Raw genomic sequence first — 23,854 nt, forward strand, 5'->3', positions numbered from 1 at the left:
CGATGAGCGCGGAGAACGAGAAGTCCGCGCGGGACGCGTCGAACGTATTTCCGACGCTCGCCGACGGCATCAGCGCCGCCCCGGTGCCCTCCGACTCGGAGGAGCGCCTCGCGCGGCTCAGAACCGCGAACACCTGGCTCGCCGTGGCGTTCGTGCTGCTGTGCGGCGTCTCGGCGGCGGCCTGGATCGTCGAGGCCCGCGAGGAGGCCTTCTGGGTCTGGTCAATCGGCGCGGCGATGGTGTTCGTCTTCAACCTCGTGCTCTGGCGCGCGCTCTTGAGAGAGGACGACAAGAAGGCGAGGCGCATCCGCGAGCGCGACCAGCGCTACCGCCAGACGCTCGCCCTTCTTCCGGAGGGCGTGACGATCCTCGGCGAAGGCTGGAGGATCGAGTGGGTGAACCAGCGCGCAATCGAGCACTTCGACATCCGTCCCAAGGAGGTCGGTCGCTCCTTCTTCGAGGCCGTGAGCGACGAGAGGCTCCGCCACTGGCTCTTCGAGCGCAGCTTCACGCACCGCTACAACATGATGACCCCCGCGGGCCTGCAGCTCGAGGTCGCGGTGATCGCGCCCGACGCGCGGCACATGATGATCGTCACGCATGACGTGACCGAGCGCCGCCGCGTCGAGGACATCCGCCGCGACTTCGTCGCGAACGTGAGCCATGAGCTGAGAACGCCGCTCACGGTGATCAGCGGCTTCCTCGAGCTCGAGAGTCAGACCGGGGGGCTCGCCCAGGAGGTGGTCGACCACCACCGCACGCTGATGCTCGAGCAGGCCAAGCGCATGAAGTCGCTCCTCGATGACCTGCTCCTCCTCTCGAGCCTCGAGAACCGCGACGACCAGGCCGAGGCCGACGCCGAGGTGATCGCGATGCCGAGGCTTCTCGAGGACGTCGTGCGCGAGGGCAGGGCGCTCTCGCTCGACCACCACCACATCTCGCTCGACTGCGAGGACATCTCGCTCGTCGGGCAGGCCGACGAGATCCGCTCGGCCGCGATGAACCTCGTCTCGAACGCCGTGCGCTACACCCCCGAGGGCGGCAGCATCCGGGTGGTCTGGAAGCGCAAGGGCACGGGCGCGGCGCTCTCGGTCACGGACACCGGCATCGGCATCGAGGCGAAGCACATCCCGCGCTTGACCGAGCGCTTCTACCGCGTCGACAAGGGGCGTTCGCGCGGCACGGGCGGCACGGGCCTCGGGCTCGCGATCGTCAAGCACGTCCTGCGCCGCAACGGCGGCCAGCTCCTCATCGAGTCGACGCCCGGCAAGGGCAGCACCTTCTCGATGGTCTTCCCCGAGGAGCGCGTCTTCAGCGAGCAGATCTGAGGCTCACGGAAACTGTAAGAAAAAGCGAGGGAAAGGGCAGGGGCCGGAGGGAGGGCGCGGCCCCTGCGTTAAAATTCCGAACTTTCAGGAGGGGGAGGCGAAGGGCGTCTCCCCGCCCGTGACTCTCATTCGGAATCCCATGCACATCCTCATCTCGAACGACGACGGCTATCGCGCCCCCGGCATCCATGCGCTCGCGCGCGTCATGCGCCGCTTCGGCCGCGTCACCATCGTCGCCCCTGACCACAACCACTCCGGCGCCTCGAACTCGCTCACGCTCAACCGCCCGCTCACCGTCGAGCACATGCCGGGCGAGAGCCTCTACGTGGTCTCGGGCACGCCCTCGGACTGCGTGCACGTGGCGCTCACGGGGCTCCTCGAGGACCGTCCGGACCTCGTCGTGTCCGGCATCAACTGCGGCGCCAACATGGGCGACGACACGATGTACTCGGGCACCGTCGCCGCCGCGATCGAGGGTCACCTCTTCGGCATTCCGTCGATCGCCTTCTCGCAGATCGACAAGGGCTGGAGCGAGCTTGAGGCCGCGGCCGAGGTGGCGGCCGCCGTCGTCGACCGCTTCGCCGAGCCCGCGATCGCCGCGAAGGAGCCGATGCTTCTGAACGTCAACATTCCGAACATGCCGCGCGCCGCGCTCAAGGGCATCGTCGCCACGCGCCTCGGCCGCCGCTCGAGCGCGGAGCCCGTGATCCGCGAGATGAGCCCGAGGGGCTTCCCGATCTACTGGCTCGGCGCCGCCGGCAAGCCCTCCGACGCCTCCGAGGGCACGGACTTCTGGGCGACCTCGCACGGGTTCGTCTCGGTGACGCCGCTCCAGACCGACCTCACGAACCACCGCCAGGTGGCGCTCGCCGGCGAGTGGCTCAACTCGGACGGCGTTCCCGACGTGCTCTCCGAGTGAGCCAGGATCAGTTTTTTTGAAAAAAGTGGATTGTGATATGAACAGAGTTTCGTCCGTGCGCCTTGCCTGCGCCGCGGCGGCCGTCGCCGCCATTCTGTCGGGCTGCTCGTCGCTCCCGCCCGGGCAGGTTCCCATCGTCGACCGCAACTCCGGGGAGGTGCAGCAGCGCCCGGCCGTGGGCGGCATCATCGACTCGGGCCGCACGCACACCGTCGCTCCCGGCGACACGATCTACAACATCTCGCAGCGAAACGGCATCCGCCCGGCGGATCTGATGCAGCTCAATGCCATCGTCGATCCGACGACGCTCTCGATCGGCCAGGTGCTGCACCTCCCGGTCTCCACCGGGACGCCCTCCGCCGCGACTGTCGCCCCGGGCGTGCGCGTGCACCGCGTCGACACCTCGGCCCCGATCACGGTGGGAACGCTCATGCCCACGCAGTCGCAGCCTGCGGAGACGGCCGAGCCCGCGCCCGCGGAGACCGCCGCCCCGGCTGAGGCTGAAGCCCAGCCCGTGAAGGCCCCCGAGCCCGTGCCCGAGATCATCCCCGGCACGCGTCTGCTCTGGCCCGCCCGCGGCCCGGTCATCTCGGACTACGCGAAGAACGGCAAGGGCATCGACATCGGCGGCGAAGCGGGCAGCATCGTCATCGCCGCCGCGGACGGCGAGGTGATCTTCGTCGGCACCGGCGTGCGCGGCTACGGCAACCTCGTCATCGTCAAGCACACGCCGACCCTCGTGACGGCCTACGGCCACAACTCGAAGATCGTCGTGAAGCGCGGCGACAAGGTCCGCTCGGGCCAGAAGATCGCCGAGATGGGTCAGACCGACGCCGACCGCGTGAAGCTGCGCTTTGAACTGCGCGAGCGCGGCAAGGCCATCGATCCGTCGAAGTACCTCCCGCCCGTGCGGAAGTGATCCCCATCGCCGCGGCGAACTGCGCTAAAGTGCGCGGTTTCCCGCGGAAACTAATTTTTTTCGCCCCGGGTTCGTCAGCCCTCTCTCCGGCCCCCTTCCGGAGATGACGGACGGTGAAGCCGGCGGCATGCCCCGGGAAGGCGCCCGAAGGGGAGGACTCGGAAGGTTCCTCCGGCTTTGAGGCGCCTTCGGCCTCTCAGGACGCACGGCCGCGGGGAGCAGAGAGACAACAATCACGGGCACGCCTCTGGTGCGGGCCCGAGCAAGGAGACCGGCATGGGCCGCAGAAAAGGTGCGCGTGAGCGCACGCCAGAATTCTTCACCGTTGACGTCGAGCGCCTCGACCAGGAAGGCCGCGGCATCGCCCATGTGGACGGCAAGGTCGTCTTCGTGCAGGGGGCGCTCCCGAACGAGCGCGTCACCTACGAGCGGCTGCGCTCGAAGTCCTCCTTCGACATCGGGCGCGTCACCGAGGTGCACCGCGAGAGCGTGATGCGCGTCACGCCCCGGTGCCCGAACTTCGGCCTCGGGCCGGGCAGCTGCGGCGGCTGCACGATGCAGCACCTCGAGCCCTCGGCGCAGGTGGCCTACAAGGAGCGCGTGCTGCTCGACACCCTCTGGCGCATCGGCAAGGTCCGGCCCGAGCTCGTGCTCCCGCCGATCCACGGTCCCTACTGGGGCTACCGCCACCGCGCGCGCCTCACGGTCCGCGACGTGGCGAAGAAGGGCGGCATCCTCGTCGGGTTCCACGAGAAGAGCTCCTCCTACGTGGCCGACATGCACGTCTGCCCGATCCTCACGCCCAAGGTGAGCGCCCTCATCGATCCGCTGCGCGAGCTCGTCGCAAAGCTCGACATGCGCCAGCGCATGCCCCAGATCGAGGTCTCGGTGGGCGGCGACGGCCGCACGGCGCTCGTCTTCCGCCATCTCGATCCGCTCACGGACGCGGACCGCGAGCGGCTCCTCGCCTTCGGCGTGGAGAAGGAAGTGGACATCTGGCTCCAGCCCAAGGGCCCGGAGAGCGCGCATGCGGCGCTTCCCGAGAACGAGGACAAGCTCGGTCTGGAACTGCCCGAGTTCGGTGTGCGCATCGCCTTCAAGCCGACGGACTTCACGCAGGTGAACCATGAGCTGAATGAAACCATGGTCTCGCGCGCGATCCGCCTGCTCGACCTCTCGCCCGACGCGAAGGTCGCGGACTTCTTCTGCGGCCTCGGGAACTTCACGCTCCCGATCGCCCGCAGAGCCGGCCGCGTGATCGGCATCGAGGGGTCCGAGGGGCTCGTCGCACGCGCCCGCCAGGGCGCCGCCGAGAACGGGCTCGCCGCGAAGACCGTCTTCCGCGCCCGCAACCTCTTCACCTGGTGCGAGGCCGACTGGGAGGAACTGCAGAAGACGATGGGCGGCATCGACCGCATCCTCATCGACCCGCCGCGCGAGGGCGCGCTTGCGCTCGCCCGCGTGCTTGCGAAGACCGACAAGCGCCCGGCGAGGATCGTCTACGTCTCCTGCAACCCCGCGACGCTCGCGCGCGACTGCGCGGTGCTCCACCACGAGGGCGGCTGGCACATCCGCGCCGCGGGCATCATGAACATGTTCCCGCACACGGGCCACGTCGAGTCGATCGCGCTCCTCGAGCCGGGCGAGAAGCCCGCGGAAAAGAGCGTCGAGGCCGAGGAGCTCGAGCGCAGGATCGCCGCCGAGGGTGCGGACAATGTCAAGATGACGCTCTCCGACGGCGCCTGATCCGCCACGGATAATTCTCAGGACAAACAAAGGCCCCGCGGCGCTTGCCGGCGGGGCCTTTGTGCTGAATGAGGGGGCGGAAGGCTCAGTTCTTCTTCGAGGCCCGCTCGTAGGACTGCGGATCGTCGCGGCAGATGCGGGCGAGCTTCCTGAAGAGGTTCGCCGCGAGCGTGATCTGCGCGGAGAGCTTCAGGATGCGGTCCCCGGGGATCTCCGAGGGTGTGCGGCCCGAGACGGCCGAGAGGAAGGCGCGGGCGAACTGGTCGTTCGAGGGCGGGGTGCTCGTGATCGTGGCCATGCGCATGAAGCGCTGGCGCAGCAGGTTGTAGTCACGGACCTCGTCGGCGGTGAGGTGATCGATGAGCGGGGCCTTGAGCACGGCGTCCGTGTAGGCCTGGAGCTGCGAGGAGATCTTGCGCGAGAGCTTGTCCTCGGCGGCGAGCTCAGGGATCTCGGTGAGCGCGACCCAGAGGCCGATGCCCTGCAGAAGCGCGGCCCAGCGGGCGCGGAAGCGGGTCTTCGCCTCGCGGCCGATGAAGGGCAGGGGATTCCAGTCCACGCCCGCGGCGCGGGGAATCTCGCGCGAGAAAAGGCTCACGCACTGGTCACGGACGCAGCCGCCGAAGGCGGTGCCGAGGTTGTCGGCGAATACTTTGTCTATAACGGGCGTTCCGGTCATGCGTGCTCTCCTACTCTCTCATTCTCCGTTGTCATTTCGGTCCCGGGAACGTTTCTTCTGAACGAATGCCCCGGAACGGTGCAGAAGTTTACCTGCCGCCCGCGATTCGGAAAATTGGTGAGTTGTCTTAGGTCATGAGGGGCAGGATCGACTTTTCTAAGCAATTCCGAGACCATGCCGATCCCGGCCGGCATCGGAAGACCGTTCCGGGCGGCGCGGGAAGATCGTTTTTGCGACAATTAAGGCCCTTTCCCGGTCCGCCGACGGCGCCGCGCCCGGAGACCACGGCTGCGGCGTCAGAAGAAAAGAGACGGACGGACGGGCGGGGAAGGCAGAGGAACACCCGGTTCGAAGGAGAACATCGTGGCTTTTGAGCACGAGGACATGACAACAGCGGAGGAACTCGCGGAAATTGACCGCGAGCTCGCGCGGCTCGTCGCGCGACGGCTTGAAATCGCCCGCAGGCTCGGGCGCGCGGCGCCCGCCGAGGCGCGTCAGGCGCGCCCCGAGGCCGTGGGCCTGCCCGAGGGCCTCTATCCGGCGATCCTCTCGCGGATCGCGAGGGAGGCGGTGAAGACCGGTCCGACTGAAAAGTTCCCCGCCACGGTCTCCGAGCCGCGCCCGGTGGTGATCATCGGCGGCAACGGCGGCATGGGCCGGGGACTGAGGAGCCACTTCGAGCGCTCGGGCTGGCCCGTGCGCGTCCTTGACCGCAGTGACTGGCCGCGCGCGGCGGAAATCCTCGAGGGCGCGGGAACCGTGATCGTCTCGGTGCCGATCGACGTGACGGAGGCGACCATTGCGCGCCTGAAGGGCCTCATGCCCGCCGACGCCGTGCTCGCCGACGTGACCTCGGTGAAGACGGAGCCGCTGCACGCGATGCTCAAGGCCCACGCGGGGCCCGTGGTGGGCCTCCACCCGATGTTCGGCCCGGACGTCGGGAGCTACGCGGGCCAGGTCTTCGTCATCTGCCCGGGGCGCGACGACGCGGCCTGCGAGCCCCTCGTGAAGCAGATCGCGCTCTGGGGCGCGCGCCTCTGCGAGTGCACTGCCGAGCAGCACGACCGCGCGATGAGCATCATCCAGGCGCTGCGGCACTTCACGACCTACGCCTACGGGGCGTTCCTCGCGAAGATCCATCCGGACCTCGCGAAGATCGTCGAGCTCTCGTCGCCGATCTACCGGCTCGAGCTTGACATGGTCGGGCGCCTCTTCGCGCAGGACCCGCACCTCTACGCGGACATCATTCTCGCGAGCCCGCGCAACACCGAGCTCATCCGGGAGTACGTCGAGAGCCTCTGGAACGAGCTCATCGTCATCTCGGGACGCGACCGCAACGAGTTCATCCGGCGCTTCCTCGACGTGAGGGAGTTCTTCGGGGACTTCGCGCAGGCGTGTCTGCGCGACAGCGGCGCGATGCTGCGCGCGATCCAGGAGGAGCGCGAGGCGCGGAAATAGTTCCTCGCAAAATACGCATCCGTGAAAAAAGGGGCCATAACCCCCCGTGATAGAATCACTAGCTTGGGATGAAGGGCGTCTTTTCTCAGGCGCCCCAAGGCTCCGGGCCCTCCGGTCTCCCGTTTCTGCGGAGTCAGCCGCGGCACGCCGCTCCCTCCAACCTCCAAACCCCTTTTTATTCTTTCGAAGAGAAACAAATGGCTATTGAGCGCACTCTCTCCATCATCAAGCCGGACGCTGTTGCGAAGAACGTGATCGGCAAGATCTACTCCCGTTTCGAAACGAACGGCCTCAAGATCGTCGCCGCCCAGATGCGTCAGCTCTCCCAGGCCGAGGCCGAGGGCTTCTACGCCGTTCACCGCGAGCGTCCCTTCTTTGCCGACCTCGTCAAGTTCATGACCTCCGGCCCCGTGATGATCCAGGTCCTCGAGGGCGAGGGCGCCATCCTCAAGAACCGTGAGCTCATGGGCGCCACGGACCCGAAGAAGGCCGCCCCCGGCACGATCCGCGCCGACTTCGCCGAGAGCATCGACGCCAACGCCGTCCACGGCTCTGACGCCCCCGAGACGGCCGCCGTCGAGATCGCCTACTTCTTCCCGGCTCTCGCCATTCACAGCCGCTGATGACTGACGCGACCGCTTCCGGGCAGTCGCATGACGCCGCCGGCGCCGTCGGGAACGGCGCCGAGCGGGTCAACCTGCTCGACTTTGACGCGGCCGGTCTGAAGGCATGGTGCGCGGAAATCGGCGAGAAGCCCTTCCGCGCCCGCCAGCTCACCCGCTGGATCCACCGCCACCTCGAAAGCGACTTCGAGGCCATGACCGACCTTGCGAAAACCTTCCGCGCCAAGCTCATGGAGCGCGCGGAGGTGCGTGCGCCTGCCCCGCTCACGGAGAAGAAATCCGCCGACGGGACGCGCAAATGGCTCTTTGACGTCGGCAACGGCAACGCCGTCGAGGCCGTCTTCATCCCCGAGGATGACCGCGGAACGCTCTGCATCTCCTCGCAGGCGGGCTGCGCCATGGGATGCCTCTTCTGCTCGACGGGCAAGCAGGGCTTCAACCGCAATCTCCGAACGAGCGAGATCGTCGGTCAGCTCTGGCAGGCCGAGCGCGAGCTTCGCCGCGACCGCGGCATCACCGACCCGAACGACCGCGTGATCAGCAACGTTGTGATGATGGGCATGGGCGAGCCCCTGCAGAACCTCGACAACGTGATCCGCGCGCTCAAGATTTTCCTCGACGACGACGGCTACGGACTCTCGCGCCGCCGCGTCACCGTGTCCACCTCCGGCCTCGTGCGCCAGATGGACAAGCTCGCCGAGGCGGCCCCCGTGGCGCTTGCGGTGAGTCTGCACGCCGCGGACGACGAACTGCGTGACAAGATCATGCCCGTCAACCGCAAGCACCCGCTCGCGGACCTGATGGCCGCCTGCCGCCGCTACCTGAAGTACGCCCCGCGCGACTTCATCACGTTCGAGTATGTGATGTTGGGCGGCGTGAACGACAGCCTGCGCGACGCCGACCGGCTCGCCGACCTCGTCCGCCGCGAGAACGTGCCGTGCAAGTTCAACCTGATTCCCTTCAATCCCTTCCCGCAGTCGGACTTGGCGAAGCCCGACCGTGAGAAGGTCCTCGCCTTCTGCCGCCGCCTGAACGCGGCCGGCTACGTGACGACGATCCGCAAGACGCGCGGCGACGACATCGACGCCGCATGCGGCCAGCTCGCGGGCGAGGTGCGTGACCGCACCCGCCGCGCCGAGCGTCTTGCCGAGCAGAAGGCAGAGGCTGCGATCATCCTCCAGCGCTCGCGTCCCTCCCGGGGAGCGGCGGTCGCGAACTGAACCCCTTTCCTGAAGCAGACGAGTTCCATATGGCAGACGAAAATTCTTCTCAGAAGGCCGAAGAGGTGACTGCGGAGCCCACGGGCGCCGTTGAGCCGACCTTCAATCCGGCTGTGTCCGGGGCCGAGAACGCCGAAGCCCAGGCCGAGGAGGCCGCCGAGGCCCCCGAGGCCCCCGCTCCGGAACCCGTGCCCGAGCCGCCCCGCGGCTTCGGCGCCCAGCTCCGCGAGGCCCGCGAGCACCTCGGCATCTCGATCGGCGACATGGCCGTGCGCAGCCGTCTCTCGGTCGCGCAGGTCCGCGCGCTTGAGGAGGAGGACATCGAGGCCCTGCCCGAGCCCGTCTACATCCGCGCCTTCATCCGCGGCTGCGCCTCCACGCTCGGCCTCGATCCGAAGGCGCTTCAGGAAGACTTCATGAACCGCTACGGCCGCGGCACGTCCGCCGCCGAGGTGGGCCAGATCCCGCAGCACTCGCCCTCGACCGAGGAAGTGATCGGCGGCGCCCCGCGCCACCGCGGCCTGAAGGTCGCGCTCCTCGCGGTGCTCGTCGCCGTCGTCGCCGCCGGCATCTGGGCCGTCTACACGGATCAGTTCGCTCAGATGCACTCGGGCAGCGAAGCCCAGAAGATCGAGTCGGGCGCCTCCGAGACGGAGGCCGCTCCCGCGAACGGCCAGACGACGCCCGCGATCGGCACCGACCCGGTGTCGGTGCAGACCTCGCCCGAGGCCGCGCAGCCGCCCGTCGAGCAGCCGGCCCCGGCCGCCCAGCCCGCTCCGGCTCCCGCTCCCGCCGCGCCCGCGGCTCAGCCTGCTCCGGCTCCTGCGCCTGCGCCCGCTCCCGCGGCTGCTCAGCCCCAGGCGCCCGCGCAGGCTCCGGCCGCCGCGCCGGCCGCTTCCGCCGCCCAGACGGCGGCTCAGCAGCCCGCGGATGCCCCTGCCGCCACCAATCCCACGCCCAACGCCGACGGCGTCAACATCCACCGCGTCGAGTTCCGCGTGAGCGGCCCGTGCTGGGTGCAGGTGATCTCGCCCAACGGCCGCAACGTGGTCGCCCGCGAGATGCAGCCGGGCGGCACGCCCACTGCGTTCGAGATCCCGCACGGCTCGCGCTTCACGATCGGCAACGCCGACAAGATGCAGCTCTTCATCGACGGCGAGCCCTACAGCCTCGCCAACACGGTGAAGAACGGCATCTCGCGCTTCGCCATTGAGTAAAGAACTCCTCTGAACTCCCTGAGGGCGGCTTCCCTTCTCTTCCGAAGGGGGCCGCCGAAGTTTCTCTATGGCAGTCATCTCCACGACGGGTCTCACCCGTCATCACACCACTCCCGTCGAGGTCCGCTGGGCCGGCCGTGTCGTCACGATCGGCGGCGGCCGCCCCGTCGTCGTTCAGTCGATGACGAACACCGCCACCGCGGACGTCGAGGCGACCTACGCGCAGGCCGCGGAGCTCGCTTCCGCCGGCTCCGAGCTCGTCCGCCTCACGGTGAACACCCCCGACGCCGCCCGCGCGGTCCCTGAGATCCGCGCCCGCCTTGACCGCGCCGGCATCGACGTGCCGCTCGTGGGCGACTTCCACTACAACGGCCACAAGCTCCTCACCGAGATCCCGGAGTGCGCCGCGGCGCTCTCGAAGTACCGCATCAACCCGGGCAACGTCGGCAAGGGATCCCGCGCGGAGGAGAACTTCGCGCTGATGATCGAGTCGGCGAAGAAGTACGGCGCCGCCGTGCGCATCGGCGTGAACGGCGGGTCGCTCGACCAGGCGCTCCTCGCGGAGCTCATGGACGAGAACCGCAGAAGCGACGCCCCCGTGACGCCCCAGGCGGTGCTGCGCCGCGCGTTGGTCGAGAGCGCCGTGCGCTCGGCCGAGGCCGCGCGTGCGCTCGGGCTCCCCGAGAACCGCATCGTGCTCTCCTGCAAGGTGAGCGAGGTGCAGGAACTGATCGCGCTCTACCGTGACCTCTCGCGCCGCACGACCGCGGCGCTTCACCTCGGCCTCACCGAGGCGGGCATCGGCAGCAAGGGCATCGTCGCCTCCACGGCCGCCCTCGCGGTGCTCCTCGAGGAAGGCATCGGCGACACGATCCGCGTCTCGCTCACGCCCGCCCCCGGCGCCTCGCGCACCGAGGAGGTGATCGTCGCGCAGGAGATCCTGCAGTCGATGGGCCTGAGGAGCTTCACGCCGATGGTGACCTCCTGCCCCGGGTGCGGGCGCACCTCGAGCGACCTCTTCCAGAGGCTCGCCGAGGAGACGCAGCGGTTCCTGAGGTGCCGCGCGCCCGAGTGGCGCCGCATCGCCCCGGGAAGCGAGTCGATGACGGTCGCCGTGATGGGCTGCATCGTCAACGGCCCGGGCGAGAGCAAGGCCGCCGATATCGGCATCAGCCTGCCCGGCTCGGGCGAGAGCCCGGTCGCCCCGGTCTTCATCCGTGGCGAGAAGGCCGGCGTCGTGAAGGGCGCGGACATTGCGCGGGAATTTCAGGATATCATTGAAAATTTCGTGCGCGAGACCTGGGGCCTGAAGGCCTGAGGAACCCGCTGAGGCGCACTTGGGAATTGTCGCGGGACGCCCGCGCCGGTCATGAGGTCTTTTTGGACAGACCTCCCGGACGGCGCCCCGGAAGTAAATCGAAGCAGAACCGAAGAAAAAAGATGGCAAAGGAAAAATTCACCGGCGTCAAGGGCATGAACGACATGCTCCCGCAGGATGCCCCGATCTGGCAGCACGTGCAGAAGACGTGCGTCGGCGTCCTCGAGGCCTATGGCTACCAGGAGATCCGCACGCCGATCCTGGAGAACACCCGCGTCTTCACGCGCGGCGTCGGCGAGGTGACCGACATCGTCGAGAAGGAGATGTACTCCTTCACCGACTCGATGAACGGCGACCAGCTCACGCTTCGTCCGGAGTGCACCTCGGCGGTCGTCCGCGCCGTCAACGAGCACAACCTGCTCTACGGAACCACGCAGCGCCTCTGGTACTGCGGCCCGATGTTCCGCCATGAGCGTCCGCAGCGCGGCCGCTACCGCCAGTTCCATCAGCTCGGCGCCGAGGCGCTCGGCATGGCCGGCCCGGACATCGACGCCGAGATGATCCTGATGCTCGCCCGCATGTGGCGCGCGCTCGGCGTGGGCCCCGTGAAGCTCGAGATGAACACGCTCGGCGCCCAGAACGAGCGCCAGGCGCACCGCGAGGCGCTCATCGCCTACTTCGAGGCGCACCGCGGCGAGCTCGACGAGGACGCCGAACGCCGCCTCTACACGAACCCGCTCCGCATTCTCGACACGAAGAACCCCGAGATGCAGGCCCTGGTCGAGGCCGCCCCGAAGCTCCTCGACTTCCTCGGGAGCGAGAGCCGCGCGTTCCTCAATCGCCTCGAGGAGCTCGTCAGCGCCGCCGGCATCGAATACTTGATCAACCCGAGGCTCGTGCGCGGTCTTGACTACTACAACCACACGGTCTTCGAGTGGATCACGGACAAGCTCGGCGCCCAGGGCACGATCTGCGGCGGCGGCCGTTACGATCCGCTCGTTGAGATGCTCGGCGGCCGTCCCGCCCCGGGCGTGGGCTTCGCCATGGGCATGGAGCGCGTGATCGAGCTGATGCGCGAGGTGGGCAGCGTCCCCGTGCGCACGCAGACCGACGTCTATGTGCTCCACCACGGCGGCGAGAGCCAGACCGCGGCGATCGCGCTCTCCGAAGAGCTCCGCGACCTCGGCGTGCGCGTGATCACGCACCCGGGCGAGGCGAGCATCAAGAGCCAGATGAAGAAGGCCGACGCCTCGGGCGCCGCTCTGGCCGTCTTCGCCACCGCCGACGAGCTCGCCAACGGCACCGTGGGCGTGAAGGCCCTGCGCGCCGGCGCCTCGGCCTACGCCGAGCAGACGCTCGAGCCGCTCGAAGGCGCCGCCGCGAAGATCGCCGCCGCCCTCGCGCACTGACCCGTTAGAATCCGATCTACTGGAAAATCACCGGTAAATCACTGCAATTTTTGAAGCAAAGAAGAGATTGAGCCATGGCTTACGACTTGCAAGAGCAGGAAAGCATTGACCAAATGAAGGCCTGGTGGGAGCGCTGGGGCACGCCGGTGACGGCTGCCGTCTGCGTCTGCTGCCTCGGTTTCGCCGCCTGGAACGGCTGGAACTGGTGGCAGCGCAACCAGACGGCAAAGGCCGCCGGGATGTACGCCCAGCTCCAGCAGGCCATCGCGACCAATGACACGAAGAACACGAGCTCGATCTCAACGGGTCTCGCGAGCGAGTACGGCTCGACGATCTACGCGCCGCTCGGCGCCCTCGGCGCCGCCAACGTGGCCGCCTCCGCGGGCAACTACGCCGAGGCCAAGGCCAAGCTCAACTGGGTGATCGAGAAGTCCGGCCGCGCCGAGTACGAGACGCTCGCCCGCGTCCGTCTCGCGGGCGTGCTCTTCGACGAGGGCAAGCTCGACGAGGCCCTCACGGTGCTCGCCGCCGCGAAGCCCGCGAAGACGCAGGAGAACATCGTCCTCGACCGCCGCGGCGATGTTCTCGCCGCCAAGGGCAGCACGAAAGAGGCCCGCGAGGCCTGGGAGCAGGCGCTCGCGCTCACGAACCCGAGCGAGCCCTTCGCCCGCGTGATTGAGCTCAAACTCGCCTCGCTGCCTCAGGAAGGCTGACAAACGCCGCGGAGAAGGGGCCCGGACTTTCATCGCAGGCCCCTCGCGTCGCCGATGCGAAAGGTTCTCGACAGAGAACGAACGGACCGGCGATTTCTCGTAAAATCCCCGGCAAAGAGCGCGGGCAGGTTTCTCTTCCCGCGCTTCGCGCATATTTATTCAGGGTCACAATGGCTTTCCAGAAAACGCTCACCCTTGCGGCGGCCGTGCTTGCCGCGATTCCGCTCGCCGGCTGCGGCCTCTTCTCCTCGACGGATCCGCATGATCCGCACGACTATCCGGACTTCGCGCGCACGACCGAGGCGCGCATCGTCTGGCGCACGAACGTGGGCGACGCCATCGCGCGCAACCTCGCCCCGGTCGTGACTGACACCGCGGTCTACGCCGCCGGCGAGTCGCAGGTCGTGCGCCTTGACCGTCAGACGGGTGACGTGGTCTGGCGCGTCGAGACCGACGGTCAGGTGACCGCCGGCGTCGGCACGGACGGCAGCCACGCCGTCGTCGGCACCGACAAGGGCAAGATCCAGGTCTTCGACGCCGAGGGCCAGATGGTCTGGGAGGCCCGCCTCTCGTCCGACATCGAGGTTCCGCCGCTCGTGGGCGCGGGCCGCGTGATCGTGAAGACCTCCGACACCCGCATCACGGGCTTCGACCTCATCACGGGCGAGCGCCTCTGGCACTATCAGGGCCAGGCCCCGGCGCTCACGCTGAGGAGCTTCTCGCAGATGTCGTGGTCGCCCGCGGGCGCGCTCGTGGGCCAGGCGAACGGCCGCCTCCTCGCCCTCAACCCCGCTGACGGCAAGGTGATCTTCGACGCCGTGATCGGCCAGGCGAAGGGCATCACGGAGGTCGAGCGCCTCATTGACGTCGTGGGCCGCCCCTGGGTTGACCAGGAGCTCATGTGCGCCGCCACCTTCCAGGGCAACGTCGTCTGCATGAGCACGCAGAACGGGCGTCTCGCCTGGAACGCGAAGGTCGACGCCGTCACGGGCCCCGTGGCCGACGGCCGCTTCATCTATGAGGTGGACGACGCCGGTCGCATCCATGCCTTCAACCGCCAGAACGGCCGCGAGGCGTGGGTGAACGAGCAGTTCCTCTACCGCGGCGCCTCGGCGCCCATCCGCGTGGGCTCCACGCTCGCCTTCGGCGACTACGAAGGCATCATCACGTTCCTCGATCCCGCCACGGGCAACCCGATCGGCCGCACGAGCCTCTCGGGCGCCGTGACCGTCCCGGCCGCCCAGTACGGCTACGGCGCGGTCTTCCAGACTGTGGAGGGCGACGTCGCGTACGTCGTCCAGGCCGAAGAAGAGGAATAAGCCTTTCCCGGGGCCTCTTCCAGAGGTCCCGGACTCCCCCGCCGGGCGCTCTTTCGCCCCGGGGCCGAAAGTGCCGCGTGAAGAGGTTCCCCCGCGGGGAGCGCTCCGCGCGGCCTTTCCAGTTTTAATCAGCACCAGTTTTTTAACCGTTTCCCTTTCTTTCCCCATGCTTCCAGTCATCGCTCTCGTGGGTCGCCCTAACGTGGGCAAGTCGACCTTCTTCAACCGGCTCACCCGCAGCCGGGACGCCATCGTGGCGGATTTCCCCGGCCTCACCCGTGACCGCCAGTACGGTCAGGGACGCGTGGGATCGCGCCCCTACATCGTGATCGACACGGGAGGCTTCGAGCCCGTGCGCACCGAGGGCATCGTGCAGGCCATGGCCGGCCAGGCCGAGCTCGCGATCGAGGAGGCCGACGTCGTCCTCTTCCTCACGGACGCCCGCACCGGCCTCACCCCGCACGACCAGCGCATCGCGCAGCACCTGCGCCGCGCCGACCGCCCGGTGATCCTGCTCGTCAACAAGGCCGAGGGCCTCTCGGAGACCGCGAAGGCGGAGTTCTATGAGCTCGGCCTCGGAGAGCCGTGGCTCGTCTCGGGCGCCCACGGCCAGGGCGTTCGCGACGCGATCGACCTCGCGCTCGAGCTCGCGCCCGCCGACGACGAGCCCGAGGAGGAGGAGGCCGATCCCGATGCGCCCAAGCGCCTCAAGGTCACGCTCGCCGGGCGCCCGAACGCCGGCAAGTCCACGCTCATCAACTCGCTCATTGGCGAGGAGCGCGTGATCGCCTTTGACATGCCCGGCACCACGCGCGACGCGATCAAGGTCGACTTCGAGTACGAGGGCCGTCCCTACGAGCTCGTCGACACGGCGGGTCTGCGCCGCAAGGGTCGCGTCTTCGAGGCCGTCGAGAAGTTCTCCGTCGTCAAGACCCTGCAGGCCATCGAGGACTCTAACGTCGTGATCCTCGTGCTCGACGCCAAGGAAGGCGTGAGCGAGGGCGACGCGCACATCGCGGGCTACGTGCTTGACTCGGGCCGCGCGCTCGTCGTCGCCGTCAACAAGTGGGACCTGCTCGACAGCTACGAGCGCGAGCGCTTCAACATCGAGCTCGAGCAGAAGCTGCACTTCCTGCGCTGGGCCCGCATGATCCGCATCTCGGCTCTGAAGCGGAACGGCCTCAATCACCTGATGCGCGCCGTCGACGAGGCGCATGACGCCGCCTACCGCAAGATCCCGACCTCGAAGCTCACGAGGACGCTTCTCGAGGCCGTGCAGCGCCAGCTGCCCCCGCGCGCCCGCGGCGGCCGTCCGAAGCCCCGCTTCGCGCACCAGGGCGGCTCGAACCCGCCCGTCATCGTCATCCACGGCAACGCGCTCGAGGACATCGGCGAGTCGTATCGCCGCTACCTCGAGGGCTACTTCCGCGAGGCGTTCAACCTCTCGGGCACGCCGCTGAGGATCGAGTTCCGCACGAAGGACAATCCCTACGTCAAGGACGACGGGAAAAAGTGATTTTCCGCGCCGCACCGTCGGCACCGGGCGCAATAGTTGGAAAACATTGCGCCCGCGATGACGTCCGGGCGGCGGCGTAAAGCCGCGGGCGCGGTGCTAATATGTAGGCGTTTCACGGGCACGTGAGGCCTCAGCGCGATACCGGTTCAAATGTTTTCAAAAAGGAGAGCCGGACGCACCCGAGAGACCCCCCGGACTTTTATCGGGCAGGTTTCGCGGGAATGCGCTTCGGGCAAGGCCGCCTCCGAAGTGTCCGCAACGGTAACCTCATCGACGGACGGTTCAGCGCACAGACTCGTCCCGAGGGAAGCCAATAACAACAAAAGCTAAACAAGGCCTGCAGGTGTGCGAGACTGCAGCGCCGGAGAAAAACACAAATCATGGCTAACAACAAGGTTCAGCTTCTGCAGGATCCGTTCCTCAACCTCCTCCGCAAGGAGCACATTCCCGTTTCGATCTACCTCGTCAACGGCATCAAGCTGCAGGGCCAGATCGAATCCTTCGATCAGTACGTGGTGATTCTGCGCAACACGCTCACGCAGATGGTCTACAAGCACGCGATCAGCACCGTCGTGCCGTCGCGCGCCGTGGCGATGAACCCCAACGCCCAGGCCCCGGCCCAGAACGCCTCGGAGAACTGATCTGACCAATTTCCAGATTGACGAAACGCGCGGGACGAAGGTCTCGCGCGCTTTTCTCGTGGTCGTTTCCGTCGGCCGCGTCTTCTATCAGGACTCCGCCGAGGAGCTGAGGCTCCTCGTCACCTCGGACGGTCTCGAGCCCGTCGGGCTCATGCAGGCCAAGCGCGAGAAGCCTGATCCCGCCACCTTCCTGGGCTCGGGCAAGATCGAGGAACTGAAGGAACTCGCCCTCGAGGCGGGCGCCGACATCGTCGTCTTCGACATCGCCCTCTCCGCTGCCCAGGAGCGCAACATTGAGCGCATCCTCGGCATCACGGTCCTTGACCGCACCGAGCTCATTCTCGACATCTTCCGTCAGCGTGCGAAGAGCCGCGAGGGCCGGCTTCAGGTCGAGCTCGCCCGTCTCGAGCACCTCTCGACGCGCCTCGTGCGCGGCTGGACTCACCTTGAGCGTCAGCGCGGCGGCCTCGGCAAGACCGGCGGCCCGGGCGAGAAGCAGATCGAGCTTGACCGCCGCATGATCGGCGTGCGCATGAAGCAGCTCCGCGATCAGCTGAAGCGCCTCGCGCGCCAGCGCGGCACGCAGCGCCGTGCGCGCTCGCGCGGCGACTCGATCACGGTCTCGCTCGCCGGCTACACGAACGCCGGGAAGTCCACGCTCTTCAACAAGCTCACGCGCGCCGAGAGCTACGCCGCCGACCAGCTCTTCGCGACGCTCGACACGACGGCGAGGAAGTTCTGGCTGAACGACGAGGAGACGGTTGTCGCCACCGACACGGTGGGCTTCATCCGGGGACTGCCGCATCAGCTCATTGAGGCCTTCAAGTCGACCCTCGACGAGACGGTGCACGCCGACCTGCTTCTGCACGTCGTGGACGCCTCGTCCCCGGTGCGCGAGGAGCAGATCGCCGAGGTGAACTCGGTCTTGGCCGACATCAAGGCCGACGACGTGCCGACGATCCTCGTCTACAACAAGATCGATCTCTCGGGCCAGGCCCCGGAGATCGTGCGCGAGAAGGACGGGCGCCCGAAGGCGGTCTTCCTCTCGGCGCTCACCGGCGAGGGTCTCGACCTGCTCCGGCAGGCCGTGAGCGAGTTCGCCCACGAGTGGCGTGACCTGCACCCGAACGAGCCCCGCGAGCCCGAGGACTGGGAGGTCGAGATGGCCCGCGACTCGGGCGACCCCGACGACCCGCGCGGCCGTAGAAAGACTGCCGCCGAGGAGCTCGCCGAGCTCGAGAGCCTGCTCTGAGTCTCTGTCAGCAAACAAACGAAAGCCCGGAAGTTCAACTCCGGGCTTTTCGTCATTGAGGGCAGGGCGCTCAGGGCAGCGCTTTAAAAGAAGACTCTTTGTGAGGGATCTGCCTCAGGTCCCTCCCGGACCGCGGCCGTCACCAATGGGGCCAGGACGGCAGCGGTCCGGATTTCAGCATCGATCAGAACTTGTGATCGAGGCCGAGGTAGATGCCGCCGGTCTTGACCTTGGCATCCTGGTTCTGGCTCGACTGATACTTGTCAACCGAGGCTTCGCTGTAGCCGAGGCCGGTGTAGATCGTCGTGCGGGTGCTGAGCGGGTAGCAGTAGCGGGCCGCAGCGCCGTAGTACGTGAAGTCCACGTCGCCGATGTTCTGGACGTCCGACACCGAGCCGTCGCTCCAGTAGGCGCCGACGGTCAGCTCGCCGCCGAACATCGGGACGATCGTGCCGAGGTGCAGGCCGAAGCCTTCGGCGCCGGTCTCGCTCGCGGCGAAGAGCGCGCCGTTGTCCTCAAGGCCGGTGACCTCGTCGAGGCCCATGAAGTCGAGGCTGCGCAGGCCCGTGTAGTACTGGCCCATGAGGAAGACCTTGGCGACGTCGAAGTCGTAGTTGCCGCCGAGGTAGACCGTGTTGCCGTCGTCGGGCTCGAAGCCGTTGCCGCGGATGAGCGTGGAGTGCTTCTGGAGCTCATAGGCGAGGACGAACTGAGCGGGACCGTACTCACCGGTGATGGCGGCGGCTGCATAGCGGTTGGCGGTCGAGCGACCCTCTTCACCGTCGCCGCTCTTGCTGTTCTCCTTGAAGGAGTACTGGGCCGTCACCTGCAGGCCGTAGAACTTCGGCGACTGGTAGGTGATCATGTTGTCGTAGCGCGAGCTGTGCGCAAGGCCCCAGGCGAACTCGTCGCCGCCGTCGAAGGCGTCGCCGATCGCGTAGACGATGTCATAGGTGCCGGCGGAGGAGCCGAGGCCGCCCATGCGGCCCATGGACAGGGTGCCGTAGTTCGAATAGAGCGAGACGCTCGCTTCGCGGCCGAAGAGGCGGCTCTCATAGCCGAGCGTGCCGTCATCGGAGTTGAAGCCGTTCTCGAGCTTGAAGCCGATCTTGAGGCCGTTGCCGAGATCCTCGGTGCCCTTGATGCCGAAGCGGCTGCCGTTGTTGATGCCGTTGGCCATCTCGAACGTGTTCACGTCGTCACCGCTCTCGGTGAAGGTGTCGGTCTCCGTGTACTGATACTTGAGACCGGTATCGATCTCGCCGTAGATCTGGACATCAGCGGCGGCCGCGGAGCCGGCGAAGGCACCGAGAACTGCGAGCGCAGCAAGAGTCTTTTTCATGATTTGCAAGTCCTTTGTAGAACGATTCCGTCGCCCGCTTCTTTTCCCGGAGGTCTCTTACATACAGCCTTGACGGGAGGGGCGTCGGAGAAATGGTTGCTCCGGCGAAAACGGAATGCATCCGCCTCGCCGGAGAGGGGTCTTCAGATCCGCCGAGTTCAAGTGCACGACGTTCCTGACTGACGGCGTGCATGTTATCTGTTTTTGGTGGAGGTGATTGAGGATTTTTTGTCCAATAAGGACTAATTCATAAAAATCAATGTCCAATAAGAAAACCGTATGTACCTGAAAAACAACAAAAAACATCTTATGACTCAGGTTATCAATCGGTTAAGTTCATTTACATTCCGATACGTCTCTCGTATTTTCCGTAAAATCCAACAATGGGGAATGATATTAATTATTAAAATGCAATAATATATGCCTGATAAATGCTGCAGACCGGGAGGCGCCCCGGTGCAATAAAAATCCCCTGAACTTCAGCAAGGTTCATGAGGGAGCGCGGTGTGAGTCCAAGAGAGAGGCGAATTGGACGCTGCCGAAGCTGTTGGTCTTGAGTTCAATAACAATGATGTGCGTGAGTGCAATAGTGACGGGCGACGAAAAGGCCCGGACCTTGCGATCCGGGCCTTCCTGGGAGGGCAGCGGTGAGTCCCGTGGGGCTCAGTGCTTCAGAGCTCAGACAAGCTTGAAGAAGTTCACGAGCATCGCGATGCGCTCCTCGACGGTGTCGAGGCGCAGGTACTCGCGGTCGGTGTGGAAGTTGGCGCCCGCGGGGCCGCAGCCGTCGACGACCGGGATGCCGGCCTTGGCGATGCGGTTGCCGTCGGAGCCGCCGCCGGCGTCGACCCACTTCGCGTCGAAGCCGGCCATCTTCGCGGCTTCGGTGATCTTCGCCACGAGCCCCTTCGTCGCCTCGGAGAGCGGCATGGCGGGCATGCGGCTCGAGCGGACGAAGTCCTGCGTGACGCCCTCGACCCAGGTGCGGGAGGCGAGCTCGCGCAGCCCCGCCTCGAGCTTGTCGCCGTCCTCGTCGAACCAGTAGCGGATGTCAATCTGAACCGTGGCGAGATCGGGGATCACGTTGACGGCGGTGCCGCCCTTCACGACGCCGGGGTTGACGGTGGTGCCCACTTCCTTGTCGGCGAGCTCATAGGCGGCGAGGGCGAAGCGCATCGCGGCGATGTTGGCGTTGCAGCCGGCCTCGGGGTTGTTGCCGGCGTGCGCGGAGCGCCCGTGGAAGGTGACGGTGTAGTCGCCCACGCCCTTGCGGGAGCGGACGAGCTCGCCGCCGGCGCGCGCGGCCTCGACGATGAGGGCGCACTTCGCCTTCTCGCCGATTTTCGCGAGCCACTCGTGGGAGTTCTTCGAGCCCGTCTCCTCGTCGGGGTTGAAGGCGCAGCAGATCGAGAGGCGCTCGAGGTCCTTCGGGTCGGCGAGCTTGCAGGCGTAGTAGGCGGCGAGCACGCCGCCCTTGCAGTCCGAGCACCCGGGGCCGCGGGCGACGTCGCCCTCGACCGTGAAGGGACGCGCGGCGGCGGTGCCCTCGGGGAAGACGGTGTCGAGGTGGCCGTTCAGGAGCACGTCGATGTGGTCGGCGTCGGGCTTGTTGCGGGCGATGAGCGCGTGGCCGGCCTTGTCGCCGAGGTCGACGATCTCGGTCGTGAAGCCGATCGAGTCGAAGTAGCCCTTCATGATCTCCGCGGCGCGCGTGACGCCGGGGATGGTGGCCGTGCCGCAGTCGAGGTTGACGAGCGGGGCGAGGTCCTTCAGATAATCGTCAAGAATGGACATTTGCTTCTTTTTCTCCAGACCGTCCGGGCGCAGTGAGGCGCGGACGGCAGTCGTTGATTACCGGTCCGAAATCTTTTTTTCAGTCGCCGTGAACGGATCAGCTGCCGAGCACGATGAGGCGCATCACCCAGAGCGAGAGGAGCGCGACGATGATGGGCACGGCCATGATCACGGGAATGCGGCGGCCTTCAATGCCGATCACGCCGAGGCAGCGGCCCATGTACTGGACCTGGGAGCCCATAAGGAAGATCGAGGGGGCCATGACCGCGAGCATCGTGCCGTCGAGGATCGACTGATCATAGAGAGCAATCGCCACGCCTACGCCGCCGCCCATCGACATCCAGGCGCCGAGGAGCACCGTGGCGGCCTCGCCCGGCAGGCCGAAGATCGCCATCAGGGGCCCGAAGAGGTCGCCGATGATCGTCAGAAGTCCCGAGTGGTTGAGGATCTTGATGATCACGAAGGCCATGAGAACGTTCGGCACCGTCGAGGTGACCGAGATGTTCCAGCCCTGAACGGCGCCTTTCACGAAGACGTCGGTGATCATGGGATTCTTTGCCTGTGCGCTGTGCATTTGGTGGTGTTCCTTCGGGGCGAGATGACCCGTCGTCCGGGCCTCTGAGCGGCGCGGACGGGGGCGGTGTTCGAATTTGGTGCAGAGTATTGCGCAAACGGTGCGCAAAGTGAAGCCTCATTCGAGCACCGATCCCGATTGCCTCAAAGATGTATGCGTCTGCAAGCGGGAAGGTGAAATCAATCAGGAGACCCGCGGTGATTGGCTAAAATCAGCACACTTAAAAATCTGACCATAGGGAAAGGACGTCCCGGACGCACGACCCGCCCGACAATCCGGGTGAGGAGGCAGGGGACGCGGCCGCCCGATCGGAGAGACTTTATGTCGCTGAATGACCCTCGATGGGGCCGCGGCTCGAGCGAGCCGCAGAAGGAAAACGAAGAGGACCGCGAGGCGCGCGACCGCGCCGACGCGGAGAACGAGCGCGGGCAGGATGACCAGGCCCGCGGCGGCGAGGATGCGCGCGACGAGCGCAAGGGCCGCCCCGAGACGCTCGCCGAGCAGACGAAGCGCGAGAACCGCGAGCGCGAGGAGGACCTCGACCGTCTGTGGGGCGAGTTCACGAACCTCATCAACACGATCATGAATCCCGCGGGCCAGTCGAAGGGCCGCGGCGCGAACGATCAGCTGAGCAAATTGAAGAGCCGCGACGACTTCTCGCGCGATGACGAGGAGCCGCGCCGCGAGGAGCGCCCGCAGGAGGAATCCCGTCCGCAGTACGACTCCCGCGACGATCGTCGCGACGAGCGCCGCGAGGAACGCCGTGATGAGCAGCCCCGCCAGGGCGGCGCCGGCAGCGGCGGCCGCGGCACGGGCGGCGGTTTCATGGGCCGCAGCTTCCCGAAGCCCCCGGTGCGCATGCCCGAGAAGGGCGGCAACATCGGCGTCGGCGTGCTCGCCCTCTGCGTCCTGATCGGCTGGGCCGTGAGCGGCTTCTACATCGTCCCCGAAGGCCAGACCGGCGTCGTGACGACCTTCGGCCGCTACGAAAAGTCCGCGGGCCCGGGCTTCAACTGGCACATCCCCGCCCCGATCCAGCAGGTCGAGCTCGTTGACGTGAGCAGCGTCCGCACGACCCAGATCGGCATGCGCGGCACGACTGACCGTCTGCGCGAGGCGCTGATGCTCACCGATGACGAGAACATCGTCGACGTCCAGTTCAACGTCCAGTACCGCATCAAGTCCGGTCTCGGCGCGAAGGAATTCCTCTTCAACACCCGCGCGCCCGACACCTCGGTCACGCAGGCCGCCGAGTCGGCCATGCGCGAGGTCGTGGGCCGCAAGACCATGGACAGCGTGCTCTTCGAGTCGAAGGCCGAGATCGCCGAGGCCGTGAAGAACTCCATGCAGACGATGCTGGACCGCTACGGCACCGGCATCGAGGTGATGAGCGTCGCCATCCAGAACGCGCAGCCGCCCGAGCAGGTGCAGGCCGCCTTCAATGACGCCGTCAAGGCCGGTCAGGACCGCGAGCGCTCGATCAACCTGGGCGAAGCCTACATGAATGCCGTGATCCCGAAGGCACAGGGCACGGCGAGCCGCCTCACCGAGGAGGCCGAGGGCTACAAGGCGCGCGTGACCGAGATGGCCCGCGGTGACGCGGACCGCTTCAGCGCCGTCTTCACCGAGTACAGGAAGGCGCCCGAGGTGACCCGCGACCGCATCTATCTCGACACGATGCGCGAGATCTACTCGAACGTCTCCAAGATCTACGTGGACCAGCAGTCCGGCTCGAACCTGCTCTATCTGCCGCTCGACAAGATCGTCGCCGCCACGCAGACGCAGGCGAAGACCGAGGCCGAGCAGGCCACTGCGGCGGAGAGGGCCTACGCGGCCTTATTAGTAGAGAGCTAAAATAAGACTGTGC

20 protein-coding genes are annotated in these 23,854 nt (G+C 66.9%); 16 read left to right on the forward strand and 4 right to left on the reverse strand.

Features of this window, described 5'->3' with window-relative positions; all coding sequences use genetic code 11:
* The first annotated feature begins 2 nt into the window (after positions 1–2).
* From phoR to rlmD, 4 genes are all read left to right on the forward strand, one after another.
* Complete coding sequence (gene phoR / locus Q4F91_RS00935; protein ID WP_303333886.1) at positions 3–1,328, forward strand: phosphate regulon sensor histidine kinase PhoR; 1,326 nt, start codon at positions 3–5, stop codon at positions 1,326–1,328.
* 139 nt (positions 1,329–1,467) lie between these two features.
* Complete coding sequence (gene surE, locus Q4F91_RS00940; RefSeq protein ID WP_303333887.1) at positions 1,468–2,247, forward strand: 5'/3'-nucleotidase SurE; 780 nt, start codon at positions 1,468–1,470, stop codon at positions 2,245–2,247.
* A gap of 37 nt (positions 2,248–2,284) precedes the next feature.
* Entirely contained in the window at positions 2,285–3,166 is an 882-nt protein-coding gene (locus tag Q4F91_RS00945; RefSeq protein ID WP_303333888.1) for a M23 family metallopeptidase, read from the forward strand.
* A gap of 276 nt (positions 3,167–3,442) precedes the next feature.
* Positions 3,443–4,912, forward strand: coding sequence for a 23S rRNA (uracil(1939)-C(5))-methyltransferase RlmD (gene rlmD / locus Q4F91_RS00950; RefSeq protein ID WP_303333889.1), 1,470 nt, complete (start codon positions 3,443–3,445; stop codon positions 4,910–4,912).
* 85 nt (positions 4,913–4,997) lie between these two features.
* Here the strand turns inward: rlmD and Q4F91_RS00955 are convergent, their stop codons facing one another.
* On the reverse strand, positions 4,998–5,591 hold the full coding sequence (locus Q4F91_RS00955; protein ID WP_303333890.1) for a hypothetical protein: 594 nt from the start codon (positions 5,589–5,591) through the stop codon (positions 4,998–5,000).
* Positions 5,592–5,954: 363 nt separating this feature from the next.
* Between Q4F91_RS00955 and tyrA the strand changes: the two genes are divergently transcribed.
* The 11 genes from tyrA (at position 5,955) to hflX (ending at position 18,277) form a co-directional block, all read left to right on the forward strand.
* The gene (gene tyrA / locus Q4F91_RS00960) at positions 5,955–7,049 is read left to right on the forward strand and encodes a bifunctional chorismate mutase/prephenate dehydrogenase (RefSeq protein ID WP_303333891.1); all 1,095 of its coding nucleotides are present in this window, start codon (positions 5,955–5,957) and stop codon (positions 7,047–7,049) included.
* Positions 7,050–7,246: 197 nt separating this feature from the next.
* Positions 7,247–7,672, forward strand: a complete 426-nt coding sequence (ndk, locus tag Q4F91_RS00965) for a nucleoside-diphosphate kinase (RefSeq protein ID WP_303333892.1) — start codon at positions 7,247–7,249, stop codon at positions 7,670–7,672.
* A complete protein-coding gene (gene rlmN / locus Q4F91_RS00970; RefSeq protein WP_303333893.1) occupies positions 7,672–8,892 on the forward strand; it encodes a 23S rRNA (adenine(2503)-C(2))-methyltransferase RlmN in 1,221 nt (406 codons plus the stop codon). Before ndk ends, rlmN begins: the two co-directional genes overlap by 1 nt.
* A gap of 29 nt (positions 8,893–8,921) precedes the next feature.
* A complete protein-coding gene (locus Q4F91_RS00975; protein ID WP_303333894.1) occupies positions 8,922–10,109 on the forward strand; it encodes a helix-turn-helix domain-containing protein in 1,188 nt (395 codons plus the stop codon).
* A 67-nt stretch (positions 10,110–10,176) separates the two neighbouring features.
* Positions 10,177–11,427, forward strand: a complete 1,251-nt coding sequence (ispG, locus tag Q4F91_RS00980; protein ID WP_303333895.1) for a flavodoxin-dependent (E)-4-hydroxy-3-methylbut-2-enyl-diphosphate synthase — start codon at positions 10,177–10,179, stop codon at positions 11,425–11,427.
* Between the two features lie 122 nt (positions 11,428–11,549).
* A complete protein-coding gene (gene hisS / locus Q4F91_RS00985) occupies positions 11,550–12,836 on the forward strand; it encodes a histidine--tRNA ligase (RefSeq protein WP_303333896.1) in 1,287 nt (428 codons plus the stop codon).
* Positions 12,837–12,910: 74 nt separating this feature from the next.
* Positions 12,911–13,549 carry a tetratricopeptide repeat protein gene (locus tag Q4F91_RS00990; RefSeq protein WP_303333897.1) on the forward strand — a complete coding sequence of 213 codons (639 nt, stop codon included), beginning with the start codon at positions 12,911–12,913 and terminating at the stop codon, positions 13,547–13,549.
* Positions 13,550–13,719: 170 nt separating this feature from the next.
* A complete protein-coding gene (bamB, locus tag Q4F91_RS00995) occupies positions 13,720–14,868 on the forward strand; it encodes an outer membrane protein assembly factor BamB (RefSeq protein WP_303333898.1) in 1,149 nt (382 codons plus the stop codon).
* Positions 14,869–15,034: 166 nt separating this feature from the next.
* Positions 15,035–16,384: a ribosome biogenesis GTPase Der gene (gene der / locus Q4F91_RS01000; protein WP_303333899.1), complete on the forward strand. Its 1,350-nt coding sequence runs from the start codon at positions 15,035–15,037 to the stop codon at positions 16,382–16,384.
* Between the two features lie 380 nt (positions 16,385–16,764).
* On the forward strand, positions 16,765–17,025 hold the full coding sequence (hfq, locus tag Q4F91_RS01005; RefSeq protein WP_303333900.1) for an RNA chaperone Hfq: 261 nt from the start codon (positions 16,765–16,767) through the stop codon (positions 17,023–17,025).
* A gap of 58 nt (positions 17,026–17,083) precedes the next feature.
* Positions 17,084–18,277 (forward strand): GTPase HflX, encoded by a 1,194-nt coding sequence (gene hflX, locus Q4F91_RS01010; protein WP_303333901.1) that lies wholly within the window; start codon positions 17,084–17,086, stop codon positions 18,275–18,277.
* Between the two features lie 184 nt (positions 18,278–18,461).
* Here the strand turns inward: hflX and Q4F91_RS01015 are convergent, their stop codons facing one another.
* The 3 genes from Q4F91_RS01015 to Q4F91_RS01025 all read right to left on the reverse strand — a co-directional run bounded on the left by Q4F91_RS01015 (position 18,462) and on the right by Q4F91_RS01025 (position 21,987).
* The gene (locus Q4F91_RS01015; protein WP_303333902.1) at positions 18,462–19,619 is read right to left on the reverse strand and encodes a porin; all 1,158 of its coding nucleotides are present in this window, start codon (positions 19,617–19,619) and stop codon (positions 18,462–18,464) included.
* A 678-nt stretch (positions 19,620–20,297) separates the two neighbouring features.
* Positions 20,298–21,413, reverse strand: coding sequence for a M20 family metallopeptidase (locus Q4F91_RS01020; protein ID WP_303333903.1), 1,116 nt, complete (start codon positions 21,411–21,413; stop codon positions 20,298–20,300).
* Between the two features lie 97 nt (positions 21,414–21,510).
* Entirely contained in the window at positions 21,511–21,987 is a 477-nt protein-coding gene (locus tag Q4F91_RS01025) for a YjiG family protein (protein ID WP_303333904.1), read from the reverse strand.
* 321 nt (positions 21,988–22,308) lie between these two features.
* Here Q4F91_RS01025 and hflK point away from each other — a divergent pair, with 321 nt between their 5' ends.
* Positions 22,309–23,841 (forward strand): FtsH protease activity modulator HflK, encoded by a 1,533-nt coding sequence (hflK, locus tag Q4F91_RS01030; protein ID WP_303333905.1) that lies wholly within the window; start codon positions 22,309–22,311, stop codon positions 23,839–23,841.
* Positions 23,842–23,854: the final 13 nt, after the last annotated feature.

Source organism: Sutterella sp., assembly GCF_030539355.1.
Classification (GTDB): domain Bacteria; phylum Pseudomonadota; class Gammaproteobacteria; order Burkholderiales; family Burkholderiaceae_F; genus Sutterella.

Excerpts from the sequence above, each read along its gene's own strand:
- phoR (WP_303333886.1), top strand. The coding sequence starts at position 3 with ATGAGCGCGGAGAACGAGAAGTCCGCGCGGGACGCGTCGAACGTATTT.
- ndk (WP_303333892.1), top strand. The coding sequence starts at position 7,247 with ATGGCTATTGAGCGCACTCTCTCCATCATCAAGCCGGACGCTGTTGCG.
- Q4F91_RS01020 (WP_303333903.1), bottom strand. The coding sequence starts at position 21,413 with ATGTCCATTCTTGACGATTATCTGAAGGACCTCGCCCCGCTCGTCAAC.
- hisS (WP_303333896.1), top strand. The coding sequence starts at position 11,550 with ATGGCAAAGGAAAAATTCACCGGCGTCAAGGGCATGAACGACATGCTC.
- rlmN (WP_303333893.1), top strand. The coding sequence starts at position 7,672 with ATGACTGACGCGACCGCTTCCGGGCAGTCGCATGACGCCGCCGGCGCC.
- ispG (WP_303333895.1), top strand. The coding sequence starts at position 10,177 with ATGGCAGTCATCTCCACGACGGGTCTCACCCGTCATCACACCACTCCC.
- rlmD (WP_303333889.1), top strand. The coding sequence starts at position 3,443 with ATGGGCCGCAGAAAAGGTGCGCGTGAGCGCACGCCAGAATTCTTCACC.
- hflK (WP_303333905.1), top strand. The coding sequence starts at position 22,309 with ATGTCGCTGAATGACCCTCGATGGGGCCGCGGCTCGAGCGAGCCGCAG.
- Q4F91_RS01015 (WP_303333902.1), bottom strand. The coding sequence starts at position 19,619 with ATGAAAAAGACTCTTGCTGCGCTCGCAGTTCTCGGTGCCTTCGCCGGC.
- Q4F91_RS00990 (WP_303333897.1), top strand. The coding sequence starts at position 12,911 with ATGGCTTACGACTTGCAAGAGCAGGAAAGCATTGACCAAATGAAGGCC.
- bamB (WP_303333898.1), top strand. The coding sequence starts at position 13,720 with ATGGCTTTCCAGAAAACGCTCACCCTTGCGGCGGCCGTGCTTGCCGCG.
- Q4F91_RS00975 (WP_303333894.1), top strand. The coding sequence starts at position 8,922 with ATGGCAGACGAAAATTCTTCTCAGAAGGCCGAAGAGGTGACTGCGGAG.
- surE (WP_303333887.1), top strand. The coding sequence starts at position 1,468 with ATGCACATCCTCATCTCGAACGACGACGGCTATCGCGCCCCCGGCATC.
- Q4F91_RS01025 (WP_303333904.1), bottom strand. The coding sequence starts at position 21,987 with ATGCACAGCGCACAGGCAAAGAATCCCATGATCACCGACGTCTTCGTG.
- hfq (WP_303333900.1), top strand. The coding sequence starts at position 16,765 with ATGGCTAACAACAAGGTTCAGCTTCTGCAGGATCCGTTCCTCAACCTC.
- der (WP_303333899.1), top strand. The coding sequence starts at position 15,035 with ATGCTTCCAGTCATCGCTCTCGTGGGTCGCCCTAACGTGGGCAAGTCG.
- Q4F91_RS00945 (WP_303333888.1), top strand. The coding sequence starts at position 2,285 with ATGAACAGAGTTTCGTCCGTGCGCCTTGCCTGCGCCGCGGCGGCCGTC.
- Q4F91_RS00955 (WP_303333890.1), bottom strand. The coding sequence starts at position 5,591 with ATGACCGGAACGCCCGTTATAGACAAAGTATTCGCCGACAACCTCGGC.